The following is an 18,219-nucleotide window of genomic DNA, read 5'->3' on the forward strand; positions in this document are numbered from 1 at the left end:
CGACATACACTGCCGCTTTCACCCGTCTCTGCGGAGCATTCGATGCGCATCGGCCTGGCTGCCAACCGTCTCCATCACCACGACGCGCGCGCCGCCCTGTTCCGCTGGCTGCGCGTCAGCGAACCCGGCCTGCGCGAGCTGGGCGTGTCGCTGCACGCGGTCGGCCGCACCCATGACGCGATACAGCGTCAGGGCTTCCTGACCGGATACGCGGGCCTGCATCGCTACCCCTACGGTCGCGAGGGTGGCTTGATGAAGCTGGTGGCCGAGGTGGTTGGCATGGGGCCGGATCGGACACTGGATGGCGCGGTCTACCTGATCGATCCGGTCGATCCATCCTCGGTGTTTCCGGAAGCCACGGCGCTGAAGCGGCAGTGCGTGATCCACGGCAAGCCTTTCATTTCCACCGTGGCCACCGCGCGCGACTGGATCGAGGTGGAACGCATCCATGCCGGACTGGTTGCCGATGCTGGCGCCGACGACCTGCATGCGTTCGAAGGACAGACGCTGGCGCTGATCGCGCACGACGCGATGAAGCCGGCGATGCTGGCCTTCGCCGATGAGCACTTCGATGTGCTGGCGCGGTTCGGTGAGCGGGTGGCAACCGGAACCACCGGCCAGCGCTTGAACGAGCTGGCGTGGAGCCGTGGCTGGCCCAGCGATACGCCCTGGGTGACGCGCTACCAGAGCGGCCCGATGGGCGGCGATGCGCAGATTGCCGACCGGGTACTGGAAGGGCGCTGCCAGCGCGCGATCTTCTTCGAGGATCCGCACGTGGCGCGCCAGCATGAGGCGGATATCCAGCTGCTGGAGCGCGCGGTGACGACGGTGACCGACCAGGCGGTGTGCATTACGGCGCCGCGGGTGGCGGCGCGCTGGGCGGCGGCGGCGGCGTTGCGGGCGAGGTGAGGATTTCGGCCAACGGCTGAGTCCCTCGTGGTGGGTGGCATCCGAAGGCAAAGCCGTGCTTGGCCGGGCGGGGTGGATTGCGCAGGGGTCGCTGCAAGTACCCCTCCGGGGCCCGGCCCAGCCGCTGGCGGCTGTGCGTTCAGGCGCTTGCGAAGCAGTGCTTCGCAAGCAAAGCGCCTTCACCCCTGTAAGCTCGGTCGCCGCATCCATGCGGCTCACGCCCCTGCGCAACCCACCCCGCCCGGCCACGGACCGATTCCGGTGTGCCCACCACGGAAGAAAGAAAAGAAGAGCAGGCGCGGGTCGCGCGCTGCGCGCGCTCCATGGCGCGTTGCCATGGTGGGGAATGCCCATTCTTTGCGCAGCATCGGGCTTGCTCGACCGCTCAGCACACGCTCTGGAGTGAAGCCCCTTCTGTTGAAGGGGCGCGCCGAAGGCGGGGGTAGAGGAAGAATGCGTGGGCAACTGCTGTAGCGCTGGCGCTACAGCAGTTGCCGCAGCATCGCCTTCAGTCGGCGCCCTTCGAGCTGGAAGTAATCGCGCTGTTCGCGCCAGGCGGGGAAGCGTTGTTCCACTTCGTGCCAGAACGCGGGCGAGTGGTTGGGCTGGATCAGGTGGCAGAGTTCGTGCACCAGCACGTACTCGAACGCTTCCGGACGACCGAGCACCAGGGCCAGGTCCAGGGCCATGCTGCCATCGGGGGCGAGCGAGCCCCATTGCGAGGACATCACCTTCAATCGCAGGCGGCTGGGTGCGCGCGGCAGTGTGGGCAGGTACTTCGGCAGCCAGCGGCCGACGTCGGCGCGGGTCTGTGCTTCGTAGAATTCGCGCAGCAGGCGACGCAGGGTGGCGTCACCACCACGTGTCGGCCACTGCACGCAGGCGCCGTGTGCGTCGATCTCCAGGCGCGCGTAGCGGCCTTCCTGCCAGCGCAGCGGCAACAGTTCGCCGCGCAGGGGCAGCACGCCGTCTTCGCCCGGCTGCAGCGGTGCCGGCAGGTCCTGGCCCTGGTACTGGCGCAGCTGCAGTGCCAGCCAGTCGCGGTGCTGTTCCAGGAAGCGTTCGCCCATCACCAGGCTTGCGCGCGGCGGCAGGGTCAGGCGTGCACCGCGTTCGTCCACGCTCAGCTTGATCCGGCGCGCACGCGGATCACGCACGCGCAGTACCTCGATCTCGGCATCCTCCAGGCGCAGGCGAACAGTGTCGCGCTGTACGGTGGCGGGCGGGGTCGGGCTGATCAGGCGGCGCAGCAGACGGCTCATGCGCCCAGCATAGCGCCGCTTCGGGCCGCCGGATGACCGGCGGCCGTCGGGCTGCCTGTTCAGTCAGCCTTGCTGAGCTTGAAGGCTTCTTCCAGCAACAGGAACAGACGGCGGATCTCGGCGCTCTGCAGGGCGAAGCGGGCGTCGAACTCGGCGCGGCGGCCGTCTTCGTCGGCATGCTCCAGCTGGTCCAGGGCACCGTCGAGGAACTTCAGCTTGCGCACGATCAGGTCGTCGCCGATGACGAAGGACAGGTTGTCTTCGAAGATCAGCGCCAGCTTGGTCACCTGCTTGCCGGCGTCCAGGTGCTTGTCGATCTCGTCGCAGCGCAGTTCCTGGTGCTGGCACTTGACCACCGCGCCGCCTTCCACCGGGTCCTTCATCTCGCACTCTTCGCCCAGGCTCAGCCCGGTCGGCAGCGGCTCGCCGGCGATCCAGCCGGTCAGGATCGAACGCGGCGCGACTTCGGCGTTCAGCGGCATCGCCGGGAAGCTGCCGAGCAGGCCGCGGATGTCGGACATGAAGTACTCGCCGGTCTTGCGGCTGGAGGTATCCACCGCCACGTAACCGTGCTGCAGGTCGATGAAGGCGTCGTTGCGCGAGGACTTCACGAAGGCGCGCGGCAGCAGTTCATGCAGCAGGTCGTCCTTCATCCGCTTGCGTTCGCGGCCACCCGGGCGGCGGCCTTCCTTCTCCTCGATCTCCTCCAGCTTGCGCTCGAGCAGGTCGTTGACCACCGCCGCCGGCAGGATCTTGTCCTCGCCGCCCACGGTCAGCCACAGGTGTTCGGCGATGCGGTGGGAGAGCAGTTCCTTCTCCTCGCGGCCGAACGGCGAGATGAAGCCGCGCGAATTCATTTCCAGTGCGCCGACCGGCTTCAGCAGGGCGTGCGGCAGCAGCGTGTCGACTTCGGAAAAATCGGTGGTGGTCGGGAAACGGAAGAACGTCAGGTTGCGAAAGAACATGGAATTCCGGATGGCAAAGAGGAAGGGCGACCGACCTTAAACGGTGGGCGTCTCGGGATCTGCGTCGGCGTCGGCCGGGGAACCGGCCAGCCAGGCATGGGCGTCAGGCAGCGGCGCGTCGTCGCGACGGCCCAGCGCCATGAAGTCGAACAGGGTGGTGTCGGCCAGCTGCGAGGGCCGGACTTCGCCCATGGCGCGCGCGATCTGCTCGATGCGGCCCGGGTGGTCCTTCTCCCACTGCTTCAGCATCAGGCCGACCTGGCGGCGCTGCAGGTTCTCCTGGCTGCCGCACAGGTTGCAGGGAATGATCGGGAACTGGCGTGCCTGCGCGTAGTCGACGATGTCGCTCTCGCGCACGTAGGCCAACGGCCGGATCACCACATGCTTGCCGTCATCGCTGCGCAGCTTCGGCGGCATGCCCGACAGCTTGGCGTGGTGGAACAGGTTCATGAAGAACGTGGCCACCATGTCGTCGCGGTGGTGGCCCAGCGCGATCTTGGTGAAGCCGTGGGTCTCAGCGTAGTTGTACAGCGCACCACGACGCAGGCGCGAGCACAGCGAACACATGGTCTTGCCTTCCGGGATGACCCGGCTGACCACCGAATAGGTGTCCTGCTCGATGATGTGGTACGGCACGCCCAGCCCGGCCAGGTACTCCGGCAGCACGTGCTCGGGGAAGTCCGGCTGCTTCTGGTCCAGGTTCACCGCCACCAGCTCGAACGGCACCGGCGCCTTCTTCTGCAGCTGCAGCAGCACGTCCAGCAGGGTGTAGCTGTCCTTGCCGCCGGACAGGCAGACCATCACCTTGTCGCCGGCCTCGATCATGCCGAAGTCGGCAATCGCCTCGCCGACCTGGCGGCGCAGGCGCTTGGCCAGCTTGTGCTGCTCGCGCTCGGCCACGCGCGGATCGCGGGCGGCGCGCGGCTGGGGATCGGGGAGGGAAATCACGGCACTCATGGGCTCCATTCTAACGGCTCGGAGCGGCCACGGCCGGGGGTCGGGATTCCCCTCTCCCGGCGGTCATCATCGCTGTGTATCCTCGAAGCCGTGGATACCTACGACCCCGCCGAGATTGTCGAACGCCTCGCCGCCCTGCGCGCCGAGCACCGCCTGCTGGATGAACAGATCACCCGCATGGCCGCCAACGGCGAGGATGAACTGGAATCCAAGCGCCTGAAGCGGCGCAAGCTGCAGTTGAAGGACTGCATTGCCAGGCTGGAAAGCCTGCAGATTCCCGACGAACCGGCCTAAAGACCGTCCTGGTGGGTGCCAACCCTGGTTGGCACGGCTGGGAGGTGTGGACCAAGGTCCACACCCACCGCATGGCCCGGCGCTGCCTTCAATCCTGCGGCGCCGGCTCGTCCGGGCGTGCCGCTTCCGGGCTGACCCGTTCGATGGTGTGGCGCAGTTCGCGGCCAAGGATGAACTTGGCGTCCTTGGCCCAGGCATCCAGGCGCTCGTCGAACAGCAGCTTGCTGTTCTCGTCCGGCCACACCAGGCGCAGTTCGCGCAGCTTCTGGATGAAGCCGCGGAACAGGGTGCGGTCGAAGAACTCCGGCGCGGCCGGTGCATAGAGCAGGCTCAGACGCTGCGCCGCCTGCTGGCACAGGCTTTCCAGCTCGGCCGCGCCCAGCACGCCCGGGCCGTTCTTCACCAGCACCGAAATGGCGATGTAGTAGCGCTCGAACGCCTGCTGCAGCGAGTGGCCGATCGCACGCAGGCGGAACACCTCGTCGGTCTGCCCGGTGTTGCGCGCCAGGATGCCGCCGTCGTCGTCATTGACGTTCTGCAGCAGGCCCTCACGCACGAACACGTTGATGGTCTGGTCGATGCGCTGTGCGAATTCGTCCTCGCTCCACGGCAGGAACAGCTCGGCCTGCAGGAATGGGTACACCGTGCGGCCCAGCTGGACCAGGCCGGTACGGCTCATGCGGCGGTTGTTCTGGAAGCAGCAGGCCACCCACGACGAGGCGGTGAACAGGTGCAGCACGTTGTTGCGGAAGTAGCTGAGCAGCACCGCGGTATCGCCGCTGACGCTGAGCACGTCGCCCAGCGGGTGCTTGATGCGGGTGAGAACGTTGATTTCCTCGGCGTGGGCGATGATCCGCTCCGGCGAGTGCGGGGTCACCGTCACCCGGTCCGAATACGGCATCTCGACCAGCAGCGTCTTGCACAGCTCGATCTGCGCGATCAGGTCGGCCTCGCCCATCGCGTGCTTCGGCGTGGACAGCAGCGCCAGCGCCAGCAGGTTGATCGGATTGACGTCGGCGGCGCCGTTGATGCGCACCTGGATGCGTTCGGCCAGCGTGTCCACCGTGGTCGACAGCCACGCCGGTTTCTCGTCCTCGGAGACCGCCTCGCCCTTCCACTCCGGCGCCTTCTCGGCCAGTACGTCGTTCAGTGCGATCGGTTCGCCGAAGTTCACCACCACCTGGCCGTAGTTCTGCTTGAGCACCTTCGGGATGCCCCACAGCAGCGACCAGATCGATTCCTTTTCCTTCGGCCGGCCGGACAGTTCGTCCAGGTAGCTGCCGCCTTCCATCAGCTTCTCGTAGCCGATGTAGATGGGCTGGAACAGCACCGGCTTGCGCGGCTGGCGCAGGAACGCACGCAGCGTCATCGAGATCATGCCGCCCTTGGGCTGCAGCAGTCGGCCGGTACGCGAGCGGCCGCCTTCGACGAAGTACTCCAGCGAGTAGCCGCCAGCCACCAGCTGCGCGACATACTCACTGAGCACGGCCGAGTACAGCGCGTTGCCACGGATCGAGCGGCGGATGAAGAACGCACCGCCCTTCCGCAGCAGGGTACCGACCACCGGCAGGTTCAGGTTGATGCCCGCCACGATGTGCGGCGGCACGATGCCACGGTCGTACAGCAGGTAGGACAGCAGCAGGTAGTCCATGTGGCTGCGGTGGCTGGGCACGTAGACCACTTCGTGGCCCGGCGCGGCGGCCTTGAACTTGTCCAGATGGTGCACCAGCACGCCCGCATAGATGCGGTTCCACACGTGGCTGAGCATGAAGCTGGCCGAGCGCACCACCGGGCTGGAATAGTCCGCGGCGATTTCCCAGGCGTAGGCGTGTGCCTTCTTCCAGGCATCGGCCGTCTTCGAATTGTCGCGCTTGGCCTGCGCGGCGATCGCTTCGCGCACCGGTTCGGCGGCCAGCACCTGGTCCACCAGCAGGCGACGGGTCGACAGGTCGGGGCCGATCACCGATTCACGGATGCGGCGGAAATGGGTGCGCAGCACGCGCTGCAGCTTGCGTACCGTGCGTTCCGGCTCCAGGCCTTCGTCGATGATGGAACGCAGCGAGATCGGCGGCGCGAAGCGGACGATGGTGCTGCGGCCATTGAGCAGCACCGCCAGCAGGCGGCGGAAGCGGCCGACCAGCGCCCAGTTTTCCGAGAACAGCACCGCGAACCAGCCGCTCTGCTTGTCCGGCGCGCGGCCGACGAAGATCGACACCGGCACCAGGTGCACGTCCAGGTCATCGCGCACGCGATGTGCCTGCAGGACCTTGGCCAGCGAGTCGGAATGGGTCTTGGCACCGCGCTGCTCGGGGATCAGCGAATTGCTGGAGCTGCGCCGCGACAGCGCCAGGTAGGCGCGCTTGCGGCCGGTCGGGTCACCGGCCAGCGGCACCAGCGGCGACGGCAGGCCGGCCTGGCGGCAGGCCTTGTCCAGGATCAGCGCGTTGGACAGGCCGTAGTCTTCCAGCACGTACATGACCGGGCGGCCATCGTTGTACTGGCCCGGGTCTTCCGGCTCGATCTTCAGCGACAGCCACGGCTCGACCAGGCGGCCCAGCAACCGTGCCCACAGTGGGCGTCGGCCGGCCGGACGCGCGTGCGCGGGCGGCGGTACCGGGTTCGGGCCGGTACCGGTCGAGGGGGACGCCGGCACCGTATCGGCGGGCGTCGACTGGGATTCTTCGCCGGGGAACGGCAGCGGGTTCTGTTTCGACATCGGCGCCATTATGGCTTAGGCGGCGGCGTTGCCGCTTCCCCACCCTCGGCGGGGGCTTCAGCCGGTGACGGCGACGCAGCGGCGCGGGCCGCATCGGCCTTGCGCAGCAGGGCGTCGGTATCGGCCAGGGTGCGGGTCAGGTACCAATGGCCTTCGCGGCGGCTCAGCGGCAGCTGCAGGCTCATCTCGCGACCGGCGAGGTCGTAGCGCAGGCGTACCAGGGCGTTGTCACCTTCCACCGACAGCAGTTCGCCGCGCACGCTGCGCAACGCGTCGTCCACGCCCAGCCCGTAGCTGCCCAGCACCGCCTTGAGGGTGTGGATGAACGGCGCCAGCTGCGCCAGGCTGCCTTCCATGCCCGCGGCCTGCAGGCCGGCTTCGTCGTCGAAACCGACCTTGTTGGCGGCGCCGACCAGCGCGGCGATGGTGCTGCGTGCGCGGGCCCGGTCACTGATCGGGGCACCCTGCGCCCAGCTGGCCAGGGTTTCGACCAGGGCGATGTAATGCGCCTGTTGGCCAGGCGTATAGCCCTTCTGGTGGCGCAGGTACTGCACACCGAAGTTGCCCATCGATTGTGCGGCCTGGCGAACGGCGCCGGCCTGTCCGGCCAGCTGGCGATCGAAGCTGCGCTGCAGTTCGGCGCTGGCATTGGGCCTGCGCAGTGCGGCCAGCATCGGCAGCAGCTGGTCACCCAGCGGCAGTTCGGTCAGCGGCCATTGGCTGTGGCCTTCGGTCCAGGCCTGTTGCAGGCGCTGGTACTGGCTGGGCGGCACCGACAGCTTTGCGTAGCCGACCAGATCGTCCTCGGCCAGGCGCAGCGCCATGGCCTGCACCGCCGCGACCGGCCCGGCCGCCGGCTTGGCCGGGTCCTGGGCCGATTCACGACACGCCGCCACGGCCAGCAGCAGCATGGCTGCCAGCCCCCATCCACGCGCAGACCTTCCTCGCACTGCCACGCTCATGCACTCGGACTCCCCGGACCGGTCCGCATCTTGCGGCCTGTGACGTGACAGCGGCAAGCCGGGACGTCACGGTTTCCGCTGTTGCTTGTGCAAGTCACTGATGGGAATAAAAAAAGAGCCGGGATCACGGGGATCACAGGCTCTTCAAACCGACGCAGGGCCGGTGGACAGTGTTGTGGCACATGTCCGGTCCGAGGACCGGATGGCGGCGATCCTACGCTGCCGCTCAAGTTAAGGCAACACTTCACCTATCGTCGTATAAATCATTGATTTTATTGATCCACCTGATGATGGGCGTAAAAGCAATGAAATCTACGGCAGGTTTTGCGGCGATTCGGGCACAACCGCTCGGTGGACGGACGCAGAAACGCCATCCCGCGCGGGTCGGGATGGCGTTCGGGCCTGCAGCCTGCGCAACGGAATCTCAGCGCGCAGCCAGCGCCGACGCGATTTCCTGCTGGATGGCCCGCGCCGCGGCCTGCGGATCGGTGGCCAGGCGGATCGGGCGACCAACCACGATGGCATCGGCGCCATCGGCAAAGGCCTGGGCCACGCCAACGGTACGCTTCTGGTCATCGCCGACCGGGCCACCGGGGCGGATGCCCGGGCAGACGATCGAGAACCCGGCGCCGGTAGCGGCGCGGATCGGGCCGGCTTCCTGGCCCGAGGCGATCACGCCATCGATACCGGCCGCCTGCGCGGCCAGCGCGCGTTCGACCACTACGTCCACCGGTTCACGGTCGATGCCCATCTGCGCCAGGTCCGGGCGGCCCATCGAGGTCAGCACGGTAACCGCCAGCAGGCGCATGTCGCTGCTGTTGGCGGCGGCGCAGGCTTCCATCATCGCCGGGTGCCAGCCGTGGATGGTGGCGTAGCTGACCGGCCACTGCGACAGGCGCTTGATCACCGCCGCGGCAGTGGCCGGGATATCGAAGAACTTCAGGTCGACGAACACGCGCTTGTCGCGGCGGGCCAGCTCGTCCAGCACCTGGAAGTACTCGCCCGACGCCAGCAGTTCCATGCCGATCTTGTAGAACGCCACGCTGTCGCCGAGGCGGTCGACCCACTCCAGCGCCTGCGCGCGATCAGGCACGTCCAGCGCGAAGATCAGGCGCTCGTCATCGCGCAGCGGCAGCGGCGCGCGGCTCACGGCGCGTAGTCCAGGGCAGCGCGCTTGGCGTCGTGGCGGGCCTGGCGCGACTGGCTGTAGTCATTGTTGAACTGCGCCGGCTCGAAACCGCCGTAGGTCGGGTTCGGCAGCATCCACCAGCGCTCGCCGAACCAGTCGTGGTACTGCTGCAGCAGGGCGTCACGGCCTTCGTTGGTGTTGGCGGTCACTTCCACGAAGTCGCCCAGCTGGTCGCCGAACTGCATCAGCACGCGGTACTTCTGCCCGGCCAGGCGGCGGCGGCAGTTCTTCTCGCTGCCGGCCTGCTCGCAGCCTTCGACCACGGTGCCCAGGCCCAGGAACACGCTGTCATCGGCCACCGGCAGGCCCTGCTCGCGCAGGTTGGCCAGGGTCGCGTCCTTCAGGTGCACGGCGCGGTTGGAGATGTACAGCAGGGTTACGCCCTTGGCGTTGGCGGCCTTGGCGAAATCGACCACGCCCGGAATGGCCTTGGCCTTCTTTTCGGCCACCCACTGGTCCCAGCTCAGCTCGTCGTATTCCTTGCCGTCGCGCACCAGGCGCGCCTGGTAGGGCGAGTTGTCCAGCACGGTCTCATCCACGTCCAGCACCACGGCCGGCTTCAGGCCCTTGGCCTCGTTGCCGCGTTCCTCCGGCACCAGCGCATCCCAGTGCGCTTCCTTCAGCGCGGCGTCCAGGTGGTCGGCGGCGGCGCGGTAGGTCTGCTCGGTGATTGCCTTGTACTCCTGCGCGCGCTGCATCCACAGCACGGCGTTGAGATTGTCGTTGGCGGTCGCATCAAGCGCGCCATCAGCCTTGGCAGCGGCGGCCGGGGCCTCCGGGGCAGCGGCTTCGGCAGCAGGCGCATCCACGCGCTTGCAGGCGGACAGGCCCAGCGCCGCAGTGGCGAGCAGGGTCAGGGACAGGGAAACGGGACGACGCATGGATTCACCGGCAATCAGATATACCGGCGCATTTTACCGGCAAAGGCGGCCCCGGGACGGCTATGCTTGGCGGTTGACCCGTTGCCCTTCCGGAGGCCGCCATGACCGATTCCGTCCAGACCCCCGACGTCCCCCTGCTCGACGCCGTGCAGGCCCGCCTGCTGGGCTGCCTGGTGGAAAAGGAGGCGACCACGCCGGACACCTATCCACTGACGGTCAATGCCGCCCAGTCGGCTGCCAACCAGAAGACTGCCCGCGAGCCGGTGATGAACGTCGATGCCGGCAGCGTGCAGCACGCGCTGCGCCAGCTGGAGGCGTTGGGCCTGGCCCGCCAGCACTTCTCCTCGCGCGCGGACCGCTACGAGCACCGCCTGCAGGCCGCGCTGGACCTGACCCGGCAGCAGACCGTGCTGCTGGCGCTGCTGTTGCTGCGCGGCCCACAGACCCTGGGCGAGCTGGTCACGCGCAGCGAACGCCTGCACCGCTTCGCCGACACCGACGAGGCCCGCCACGCCATCGAGCGCCTGCAGCAGCGCGCGCTGCTGGTGGTGCTGCCGCGCGCCAGCGGCCAGCGCGAAGACCGCTACATGCACCTGCTGTGCGGTGAAGTGGATGGTGCCGCGCTGGCGGCCAAGTACGCCAGCAGTGGCGGGGGCAGCAGCGATGCGGCCGATCCGGGCCTGGCCGAGCGCGTGGCCCAGCTGGAAGCGGCCGTGGCCGAACTGCAGGCGCAGCTGGCCGAACTGCGCGGCTGAGGGGGTGGGTGCCGACCGTTGGTCGGCACTGCATCTGAATCGTGCCGACCAACGGTCGGCACCTACCAACATCAGGGGTCAGACCTGCGCCGCACCCGGCGTGGCATACAACCTGCTCGGGCTGTCCACGCCCGGCAGCTGGATCACCCCGCGCTCCTGCATGCCCAACCCCAGCAGGATCTTCCCGGACACCACGTTGTCCAGATCGGTGATGCCATACAGATCGTGCAGGCCCAGCCCAGCGCGCGCATGCGCGAACACCGCCCGCGCCGCCTCACCGGCATAGCCCTGCCCGGCGAATTCCGACAGCACCGCATAGCCGATGTCCGGACCCGGCAGCCCATCACGCCGTACCAGTCCGGCATTGCCCAGCCAGGCACCATCGGACAACCGCTCGATGGCATACATGCCAAAGCCATTCAACGCATAGCTGTGCAGCACACGCAGCGCGATGTAGTCCCGCGCCTGCTCCTCACTGCGCACATTGCGGTCGCCAATGAAGCGCACGAAGCCCGGATCATTCAACAGCGCCAGCATCGGCGCCGCATCGCGATCAGGCTCGATCGCACGCAGGCGCAGGCGTTCACTCTCGATCGGTTGCACAGGTGGACCTCCAGCCGAAACCCCGATTCTGCCTCAACCCCGGCTGCTGCTTTTGATTTTCTTTGCATTGCCGTGGAAGGAAGCGCCCGGCATCTGTCAGAGGCCGATCGGGGTGGGTTCGCGGGGGTATCCGCGCCATGGATGGCGCGGCTAAGCCCCCAGGGACGGGTTCACGGCGTCCCCCGCGAACCCACCCCGATCGGCCACACTGCGGAACCAACGCGTGCTCCACCACGGAGGGGCGGCGCCGTTGGAGCGCCCTAGTCGAACAACGCCTCGATCGCCGCCAACCCCGCACTCGCCCGTTCCTTCTTGCGCGCCGCATCGGCCACCGGATCAGCGCCATCACGCTGGATCTCCTCGGCCGGGATCTCATCGAAGAACCGGCTCGGCTTTAGCCGCACATGCTCACCGAACTTGCGCGTCAGCTTGCTGTAACTCATCCACAGCTGGATCTTGGCGCGGGTGATGCCCACGTACAGCAGCCGCCGCTCTTCCTGCAGGTTGCCCTCGTCCAGGCTGACCTGGTGGGGCAGCACGCCATCCTCGCAGCCAACGATGAACACGTACGGGAATTCCAGGCCCTTGGAGGCGTGCATGGTCATCATGCGCACCTGGTTGCCACCCTCGTCCTTGTCGCTGCGTGACAGCAGCGCCAGCTGGCCGGCCAGGTCAGCGGCAGTGGCGCCGCGCGGGCCGCCCTCGAACCACTGCGCCAGTTCCTCGATGTTGTTGGCGCGGCGCTGGTAGCTGGCCTCTTCCTTGGCCTGCTGGCGCAGTTCGCTGAGCAGGCCCGATTCCTTGGCGACCTTGCGGATCATGTCGCCCGAGGTGACCTGACGCATCTGCGCGCGCAGGTCGCGCAGGATGTCGGTGAAGCGGGCCAGGCTGTTGGCGGCGCGCGGCGGTAGCTGCTGCAGGGCGCCGATCGCCTCGGCAGCCTGTGCCATCGGCATGTCCTTTTCCTGCGCCAGCTCGGCCAGCCTGGCCAGCGTGCCGGCACCGACGTCGCGCTTGGGCGACTGCACCGCACGCATGAACGCGGTGTCGTCGTCCGGGTTCACCAGCAACCGCAGCCAGGCCAGCGTGTCCTTCACTTCCTGGCGCTCCAGGAACATGGTGCCGCCGGTCAGGTGGTAGGGAATGCGCAGCAGCTGCATCGCCTTTTCCAGCGGGCGCGACTGGAAGTTGCCGCGGAACAGGATGCAGAAATCACTCCATGGCACGTTGCGCGACTGCGCCACGAAGGCGATCTCGGCCGCGACCTTTTCCGCCTCGTGCTCGCTGTTGCGGCACTCCCACACGCGGATGCGCTCGCCGTCGGCCTGGTCGCTCCACAGCTTCTTCAGGTGCTCGTGCGGGTTGTTGGCGATCAGCGCATTGGCGGCGCGCAGCACGCGGTTGGAGCAGCGGTAGTTCTGCTCCAGCTTGATGATCTCCAGCGTGGGATAGTCGCGCCCCATCTGCTGCAGGTTTTCCGGGTTGGCACCGCGCCAGGCGTAGATCGACTGGTCATCGTCACCCACGCAGGTGAAGTTGCCCTTGTCGCCGGCCAGCTGCTTGAGCAGCCGGTACTGCGCGTCGTTGGTATCCTGGCATTCGTCCACCAGCAGGTAGCCGATGCGTTCGCGCCACGCCAGCGCGATCTCCGGATTTTCCTCCAGGATCTGCACCGGCAAACGGATCAGGTCATCGAAGTCCACCGCATTGAACGCCGTCAGGCGCAGCTGGTAGCGCTCGTAGACGCTGGCCGCTTCCTTCTCGCGGTTGCTGCGCGCGGCGGCCATCGCCTGCTCGGGCGACAGGCCGGCGTTCTTGGCGCGCGACACCAGGTTCTTCATGTCCTCGATGTCGTCGGGCTTGGCCCCGTACATCAGGTCCTTGATCTGCGCAGCGGCATCATCGGCATCGAAGATCGAGAAGCCACGCTTCAGGCCCACGGCCGCGTGTTCGATCTGCAGGAACTTCAGGCCCAGCGCATGGAAGGTGCAGATGGTCACCTCGTCCGCGTCCTGCTCGCGCAGGCGCTTGGCCACACGCTCGCGCATTTCCTTGGCCGACTTGTTGGTGAAGGTGATCGCTGCGATGCGGCGTGCCGGGTAGCGACCGCTGCCGATCAGGTGGGCGATCTTTTCCACGATCACGCGCGTCTTGCCGCTGCCCGCGCCGGCGAGCACCAGCAACGGACCTTCGATGTGCAGGACCGCGGCGGCTTGGGGGGGATTGAGACCGTGCATGGGAATGGGATTGTAGCGGGGCCGCAGCGGGCGGACCTGACTTGCATGCACACCGTTCCTAAGCTATTGATTCGCCACCGGAGCACTGGAGCCAGGTGCATGCGCCCGACCGCCCCTGCCGCCCTGCTGGGCACCCTGCTGTTGCTGCTGGCGCCGTTGGCTGCCCGCAGTGCGGACTGCGCGCCCGATGCTCGCGCATCGTTGCGGTCGGCGCTGATGACCCCGGGCTTCCTGCAGGCTCATCCTGACCTGCACTGGCGCGAGCTGGGCCTGCAGTCGTGGCGCCAGGGCCGGCCCGATCATGCGCTGGTGCGTTTCAAGCGGGCGGCCGCGCACGCCGACAAGCTGTCGCAGTCGCTGGTCGCGCGCATGTACCAGGAAGGCACGGGTACCGCCCCTGATCCGGTGCTGGCCTACATCTGGATGGACCTGGCCGCCGAACGCGGCTACCGCGACCTGCTGCTGGAGCGCGAGCGCTACTGGAACCGCCTGGATGCCGCGCAACGGCAACGGGTGCTCGCCGAAGGGCCGGCGCTGTATGCGGCCTACGGCGATGCCACGGCCAAGCCGCGCATGGAGGCTGCCATGCGCGTGGACCGCAGCGGCATGACCGGCAGCCGCACCGGCTGGGTCAGCTCGATGCTGCAGGTGGAACTGTCCGACGGCCCGGAAGCCGGCTGGCCGACCCGCGGCGATGACTATTATCGGGATGCGTACTGGGACCCTGCAGCGTACTGGTGCATGCAGGACCGCATCTGGGAACAGGAGTTCGGCGGCCGCAGCGTCGAGGTCGGCCCACTCAGCCCCGTGGAAGGCGCGGGGCGCTGACGTTCGCATTTCATGGTCATTGCCAGGAGGGCGATCAAGTATGAAAGCGAAGCACGCTCCACGCTTCTGCCTGCTGCTGGGCCTGTCGATGGCCGCTGCCGTGACCGCCAGGGAATGCCCGGTGGAGGCCCCGCGGCAGATCCCGCCTACCGTCCTGACCGGAGGCTTCTTCGATGCCCATCCGGACCTGTTCTGGCGCAGCATGGCCCAGCGGGCCGAACGGGACAGACAGCCCGCCAGGGCGCTGGACTACTACAAGCGTTCGGCGCGCTACGCCGACAAGTTCTCCCAGGCCATGGTGGCGCGGCTGTACCAGGAGGGCGTCGGTACCCGGGCCGATCCGGTGATGGCCTACATCTGGATGGACCTGGCCGCCGAGCGCATGTATCACGACTTCCTGGTGCTGCGGGAGCACTACTGGGCACGCCTGGACGCACTGCAGCAGGCACGGGCGATCGAGCGCGGCCAGCAGGTCTATGCCGACTACGGCGACCGCGCAGCCAAGCCTCGCATGGAACGCGCGCTCAGGGACGGTCGCCAGCAGATCACCGGCAGCCGCCTCGGGTACGTGAGCTCCGGCCTGATCGTCGTCCCCCGCCGCGGCAACGAGCAGGGCATCGCGACGCCGGGCAGCATCGTCTACGACAACGACTACTGGCGCGCCGCCGACTACTGGTGCCTGCAGGACAACTACTGGCGCCCCGCGCGGACCCCCAGCGTCGAGATAGGACGGCCGGACACGGTCCGCGACGACAAGGCGGTGGACGACTAGAATTGGCCGATGGCCAAGCTCTACTTCTACTATTCGGCGATGAACGCCGGCAAGACCACGACCCTGCTGCAGAGCGCGCACAACTACCGCGAACGCGGCATGCGGGTGGCGATCCTGACCCCGCGCCTGGATGATCGTGCCGGCGCTGGCGTGGTGGCCTCGCGTATCGGCCTGCGTGCGGACGGCATGGCCTTCGACCGTGACACCGACCTGCAGCACTGGGTCGAACAGGACCTGGCCGCCAACGGCCCGATGGGCTGCGTGCTGGTGGATGAAGCGCAGTTCCTCACGCGCGCCCAGGTCTGGCAGCTCAGCGAGGTGGTCGACCAGCTGCGCATTCCGGTGCTGTGCTACGGCCTGCGCACCGATTTCCGCGGCGAGCTGTTCGAGGGCAGCCAGTACCTGCTGGCCTGGGCCGACGAGATGCAGGAGATCAAGACCATCTGCCACAGCGGCAAGAAGGCAACGATGACGGTACGCGTGGACGAACATGGGCACGCGGTGCAGGACGGCCCGCAGGTGGAGATCGGTGGCAACGACCGCTACGTGTCGGTCAGCCGTGCCGAGTTCAAGAAGATCACCCGCGGTGAAGGGCGGATCGATCCGGCGCAGGCGCCCCTGCCGCTGTAAAGGGTGTTCTTTTGCAGGGCTTGCAGCCCTGCACCCGCGGTAGTGCCGGCCGCTGGCCGGCAACAGCAACAGCAAGAGCTGGCATTGCGTGTGATGGCGGGCCGGTGTGGGTGGGCAGGACACGCCGTAAACCCGTCCCTGGGGGCTCGATGGCGCCATCCATGGCGCCAACGGTCCTGCCCACCCACACCGCCCCACCTCTGACAGATCCCCGCGGCTGTTGGTGGGTGCCGACCGTTGGTCGGCACATCTGTCAGATATCGAAATTCATCTATCGAAATTCATCTGGGGTCAGAGCCCGTTGCGCAGCAACGGGATCCGACCCCGTGCTCCGACAGATCGCGGAGGTCTGTCGAAGGCGGGGTGGGTCCGGTGGCGGGAGTGTCCGCGGCATGGATGCCGCGGCCAAGCCCCCATGGACGGGTTTACGGCGTCTCCCGCCACCGGACCCACCCCGACTACCCACAGAAAACCAGCTTCTGCTTCGGCTGTTGCTGTTGCTTTGGCCTCGGCAGGTGCAGGGCTGCAAGCCCTGCAAACCCAACACCCCTCTCAGTACAGCGTGCGCTCCGGCGCACCCGCCGGCGGCGGGGTGTACTGGTACAGCCAGGTCTCGGTCAGGGTCTTGCCGCCACTGCGCAGGAACAGGCGGATGTCGATCTGCTCGGTACTGCCCTCCGGCGGCACCAGGTCGAACATCGCGCGGTAGCCGTTGATCTCGCGCAGCGGGCGCGCCGACACGATCTCGACCCGGCCGCGGCTGGATTCCACCACCGCCTCGACCTCGCCCTTGTCGATCAGCCTGGCCAGCTCGCCACCTTCGAAGTCCACCGCGAAGCGCCAGCTGAAGTACTCGCGCTTCTTGCCGACCACGCCACCCAGGCCGGTGCGGCTGGCCACGCAGTGCGCCAGCGGCGGCCGTGCCGGTGGTTCGGCACCCCAGTACAGGCGGTAGCCAACCAGCAGTTCCTGGCCCGGCTGCGGTTTTTCCTTCGGGTTCCAGAACGCCACGATGTTGTCGAAGGTTTCGTCCACGGTGGGGATCTCCACCAGCTGCACCGAGCCCTCGCCCCACTCGCCCTTCGGCTCCACCCACAGGCACGGGCGCTTCTCGTAGAACACGCCGTCGTCCTGGTAATGGTCGAAGTTGCGGTCGCGCTGCAGCAGGCCGAAACCACGCGGGTTGCGGTCGACGAACATGTTGAAGCGCAGGTTGCGCGGATTCAGCAGCGGCCGCCAGATCCACTCGCCGGCACCGGTCCACAGCGACAGGCCGTCGGTGTCGTGGATCTCCGGGCGCCAGTCCCAGGCCATGCGGCGGTCGTTCTCACCCACCTGGTACATGCTGGTGCACGGGGCGATGCCCAACCGCTCGATCGCCTTGCGCGGGTACAGCGCGCTGTCGATGTCCATCAGCAGCACGTCGCCATTGGTGATCGCGAAGCGATAGGCGCCGGCCACGCTGGGCGAATCCAGCAGGCCGTAGACCACGATCGTGTCCGAATCAGCCGAGGGTTGTTCCAGGTAATAGGCGATGAAGTCCGGGAATTCCTCCGGCTTGCCCATGCCGGTATCGATTGCCAGGCCACGCGCGGACTGGCCGTACTGGCCTTCCTTGCCGACCGCACGGAAGTAGCTGGCGCCGAGGAAGGCGGCGAAATCGCGATCGGTGTCCTTGCGGGTGTTCAGGCGGAAACCGGCGAAGCCGAGATCGGCCGGCAGCTCGCCGTCCTTGATGCCGCTCTTGCCGTAGTTGAAGGCCGCGCCGTCATAGGCCAGCTCCTGCGCCTTGCCGTCGACCACGTCGAACATGCGCACCGGCGAATGGAAGTACAGGCCCAGGTGGAAGAACTTGGCCTGGAACTTGCCCGGCTGGTCGGCCCACAGCGCATGGTCCTGGCGGTAACCGATCGACTGGTACTGGTCCCAGTCCAGCCCTTCCAGGCGGCCCGGCAGCACCCGCTTGTGGCTCTTGTAGGGCGCCTGTGCCAGCGCGCGCGCCTGGCCCTTCAGGGTGGCGAAGTCGAACGGCTGCGGTTGGCCGAGGCGGCGCAGGCCCATCTGGCCGCTCCTGCTGGCCGCGCACGCGGGCAGGGACGGCAGGCCGAATGCAGCCAGGGCGAGGGAGGCATTGCGGATGAAGTCGCGTCGTTGCATGCAGGCGCGTCAGGCACAGAAGGAAGGTCGGCCATCATAGGCAGACAAACGTTAACGGGCAGCGGAGACGTGCCCTGCCCGTTCAGCTGCCGCTGGCCGCCC

The 18,219-nt window shown here is 67.6% G+C and carries 16 protein-coding genes; 6 read left to right on the forward strand and 10 right to left on the reverse strand.

What is annotated here, in order from left to right:
- Positions 1-42: 42 nt before the first annotated feature.
- Positions 43-909 carry a methylglyoxal synthase gene (locus AC5P8Y_RS14540; protein WP_033834579.1) on the forward strand — a complete coding sequence of 289 codons (867 nt, stop codon included), beginning with the start codon at positions 43-45 and terminating at the stop codon, positions 907-909.
- A 482-nt stretch (positions 910-1,391) separates the two neighbouring features.
- Here AC5P8Y_RS14540 and AC5P8Y_RS14545 read toward each other — a convergent pair whose 3' ends face one another.
- From AC5P8Y_RS14545 to ttcA, 3 genes are read right to left on the reverse strand one after another with little or no spacing between them, the layout of a single operon-like run.
- Positions 1,392-2,171 carry a M48 family metallopeptidase gene (locus AC5P8Y_RS14545; protein WP_495202035.1) on the reverse strand — a complete coding sequence of 260 codons (780 nt, stop codon included), beginning with the start codon at positions 2,169-2,171 and terminating at the stop codon, positions 1,392-1,394.
- 59 nt (positions 2,172-2,230) lie between these two features.
- Positions 2,231-3,136, reverse strand: coding sequence for a recombination-associated protein RdgC (locus AC5P8Y_RS14550; protein WP_005411825.1), 906 nt, complete (start codon positions 3,134-3,136; stop codon positions 2,231-2,233).
- 36 nt (positions 3,137-3,172) lie between these two features.
- Positions 3,173-4,093 carry a tRNA 2-thiocytidine(32) synthetase TtcA gene (ttcA, locus tag AC5P8Y_RS14555; protein WP_171956739.1) on the reverse strand — a complete coding sequence of 307 codons (921 nt, stop codon included), beginning with the start codon at positions 4,091-4,093 and terminating at the stop codon, positions 3,173-3,175.
- A gap of 90 nt (positions 4,094-4,183) precedes the next feature.
- Here ttcA and AC5P8Y_RS14560 point away from each other — a divergent pair, with 90 nt between their 5' ends.
- Positions 4,184-4,387, forward strand: a complete 204-nt coding sequence (locus tag AC5P8Y_RS14560; protein WP_005411823.1) for a YdcH family protein — start codon at positions 4,184-4,186, stop codon at positions 4,385-4,387.
- Between the two features lie 88 nt (positions 4,388-4,475).
- Here AC5P8Y_RS14560 and plsB read toward each other — a convergent pair whose 3' ends face one another.
- The 4 genes from plsB to AC5P8Y_RS14580 form a co-directional block, all read right to left on the reverse strand.
- Entirely contained in the window at positions 4,476-7,112 is a 2,637-nt protein-coding gene (gene plsB / locus AC5P8Y_RS14565; RefSeq protein WP_005407500.1) for a glycerol-3-phosphate 1-O-acyltransferase PlsB, read from the reverse strand.
- Positions 7,112-8,065, reverse strand: coding sequence for a hypothetical protein (locus AC5P8Y_RS14570; RefSeq protein WP_111109039.1), 954 nt, complete (start codon positions 8,063-8,065; stop codon positions 7,112-7,114). The genes plsB and AC5P8Y_RS14570 overlap by 1 nt, the downstream gene beginning before the upstream one ends.
- Positions 8,066-8,489: 424 nt before the next feature.
- Entirely contained in the window at positions 8,490-9,215 is a 726-nt protein-coding gene (gene pyrF / locus AC5P8Y_RS14575; RefSeq protein WP_005411820.1) for an orotidine-5'-phosphate decarboxylase, read from the reverse strand.
- On the reverse strand, positions 9,212-10,135 hold the full coding sequence (locus AC5P8Y_RS14580; protein ID WP_021202272.1) for a 5'-nucleotidase, lipoprotein e(P4) family: 924 nt from the start codon (positions 10,133-10,135) through the stop codon (positions 9,212-9,214). The genes pyrF and AC5P8Y_RS14580 overlap by 4 nt, the downstream gene beginning before the upstream one ends.
- 101 nt (positions 10,136-10,236) lie before the next feature.
- Between AC5P8Y_RS14580 and AC5P8Y_RS14585 the strand changes: the two genes are divergently transcribed.
- Positions 10,237-10,890, forward strand: coding sequence for a YceH family protein (locus tag AC5P8Y_RS14585; RefSeq protein ID WP_111109038.1), 654 nt, complete (start codon positions 10,237-10,239; stop codon positions 10,888-10,890).
- Between the two features lie 78 nt (positions 10,891-10,968).
- Here AC5P8Y_RS14585 and AC5P8Y_RS14590 read toward each other — a convergent pair whose 3' ends face one another.
- Both AC5P8Y_RS14590 and AC5P8Y_RS14595 read right to left on the reverse strand, forming a co-directional pair.
- The gene (locus tag AC5P8Y_RS14590) at positions 10,969-11,493 is read right to left on the reverse strand and encodes a GNAT family N-acetyltransferase (protein ID WP_033834574.1); all 525 of its coding nucleotides are present in this window, start codon (positions 11,491-11,493) and stop codon (positions 10,969-10,971) included.
- Between the two features lie 260 nt (positions 11,494-11,753).
- Positions 11,754-13,730 carry a UvrD-helicase domain-containing protein gene (locus AC5P8Y_RS14595; RefSeq protein ID WP_049402880.1) on the reverse strand — a complete coding sequence of 659 codons (1,977 nt, stop codon included), beginning with the start codon at positions 13,728-13,730 and terminating at the stop codon, positions 11,754-11,756.
- Positions 13,731-13,829: 99 nt separating this feature from the next.
- Between AC5P8Y_RS14595 and AC5P8Y_RS14600 the strand changes: the two genes are divergently transcribed.
- From AC5P8Y_RS14600 to AC5P8Y_RS14610, 3 genes are read left to right on the forward strand one after another with little or no spacing between them, the layout of a single operon-like run.
- Positions 13,830-14,558, forward strand: coding sequence for an SEL1-like repeat protein (locus AC5P8Y_RS14600; protein ID WP_033833542.1), 729 nt, complete (start codon positions 13,830-13,832; stop codon positions 14,556-14,558).
- A gap of 40 nt (positions 14,559-14,598) precedes the next feature.
- Positions 14,599-15,330 carry an SEL1-like repeat protein gene (locus AC5P8Y_RS14605; RefSeq protein WP_111109037.1) on the forward strand — a complete coding sequence of 244 codons (732 nt, stop codon included), beginning with the start codon at positions 14,599-14,601 and terminating at the stop codon, positions 15,328-15,330.
- Between the two features lie 9 nt (positions 15,331-15,339).
- Positions 15,340-15,960, forward strand: a complete 621-nt coding sequence (locus AC5P8Y_RS14610; protein WP_033833540.1) for a thymidine kinase — start codon at positions 15,340-15,342, stop codon at positions 15,958-15,960.
- A gap of 552 nt (positions 15,961-16,512) precedes the next feature.
- Here the strand turns inward: AC5P8Y_RS14610 and AC5P8Y_RS14615 are convergent.
- Positions 16,513-18,117: an OpgD/OpgG family glucan biosynthesis protein gene (locus AC5P8Y_RS14615; protein ID WP_033833539.1), complete on the reverse strand. Its 1,605-nt coding sequence runs from the start codon at positions 18,115-18,117 to the stop codon at positions 16,513-16,515.
- Between the last annotated feature and the right edge of the window lie 102 nt (positions 18,118-18,219).

The organism is Stenotrophomonas sp. YJH_SMC_12-1 (assembly GCF_059370935.1).

Coding starts and splice junctions, on each gene's coding strand:
- AC5P8Y_RS14595 (WP_049402880.1), bottom strand. CDS start 13,730: ATGCACGGTCTCAATCCCCCCCAAGCCGCCGCGGTCCTGCACATCGAA.
- plsB (WP_005407500.1), bottom strand. CDS start 7,112: ATGGCGCCGATGTCGAAACAGAACCCGCTGCCGTTCCCCGGCGAAGAA.
- AC5P8Y_RS14615 (WP_033833539.1), bottom strand. CDS start 18,117: ATGCAACGACGCGACTTCATCCGCAATGCCTCCCTCGCCCTGGCTGCA.
- ttcA (WP_171956739.1), bottom strand. CDS start 4,093: ATGAGTGCCGTGATTTCCCTCCCCGATCCCCAGCCGCGCGCCGCCCGC.
- AC5P8Y_RS14545 (WP_495202035.1), bottom strand. CDS start 2,171: ATGAGCCGTCTGCTGCGCCGCCTGATCAGCCCGACCCCGCCCGCCACC.
- AC5P8Y_RS14570 (WP_111109039.1), bottom strand. CDS start 8,065: ATGAGCGTGGCAGTGCGAGGAAGGTCTGCGCGTGGATGGGGGCTGGCA.
- AC5P8Y_RS14540 (WP_033834579.1), top strand. CDS start 43: ATGCGCATCGGCCTGGCTGCCAACCGTCTCCATCACCACGACGCGCGC.
- AC5P8Y_RS14605 (WP_111109037.1), top strand. CDS start 14,599: ATGAAAGCGAAGCACGCTCCACGCTTCTGCCTGCTGCTGGGCCTGTCG.
- AC5P8Y_RS14550 (WP_005411825.1), bottom strand. CDS start 3,136: ATGTTCTTTCGCAACCTGACGTTCTTCCGTTTCCCGACCACCACCGAT.
- AC5P8Y_RS14600 (WP_033833542.1), top strand. CDS start 13,830: ATGCGCCCGACCGCCCCTGCCGCCCTGCTGGGCACCCTGCTGTTGCTG.
- AC5P8Y_RS14610 (WP_033833540.1), top strand. CDS start 15,340: ATGGCCAAGCTCTACTTCTACTATTCGGCGATGAACGCCGGCAAGACC.
- AC5P8Y_RS14580 (WP_021202272.1), bottom strand. CDS start 10,135: ATGCGTCGTCCCGTTTCCCTGTCCCTGACCCTGCTCGCCACTGCGGCG.
- AC5P8Y_RS14585 (WP_111109038.1), top strand. CDS start 10,237: ATGACCGATTCCGTCCAGACCCCCGACGTCCCCCTGCTCGACGCCGTG.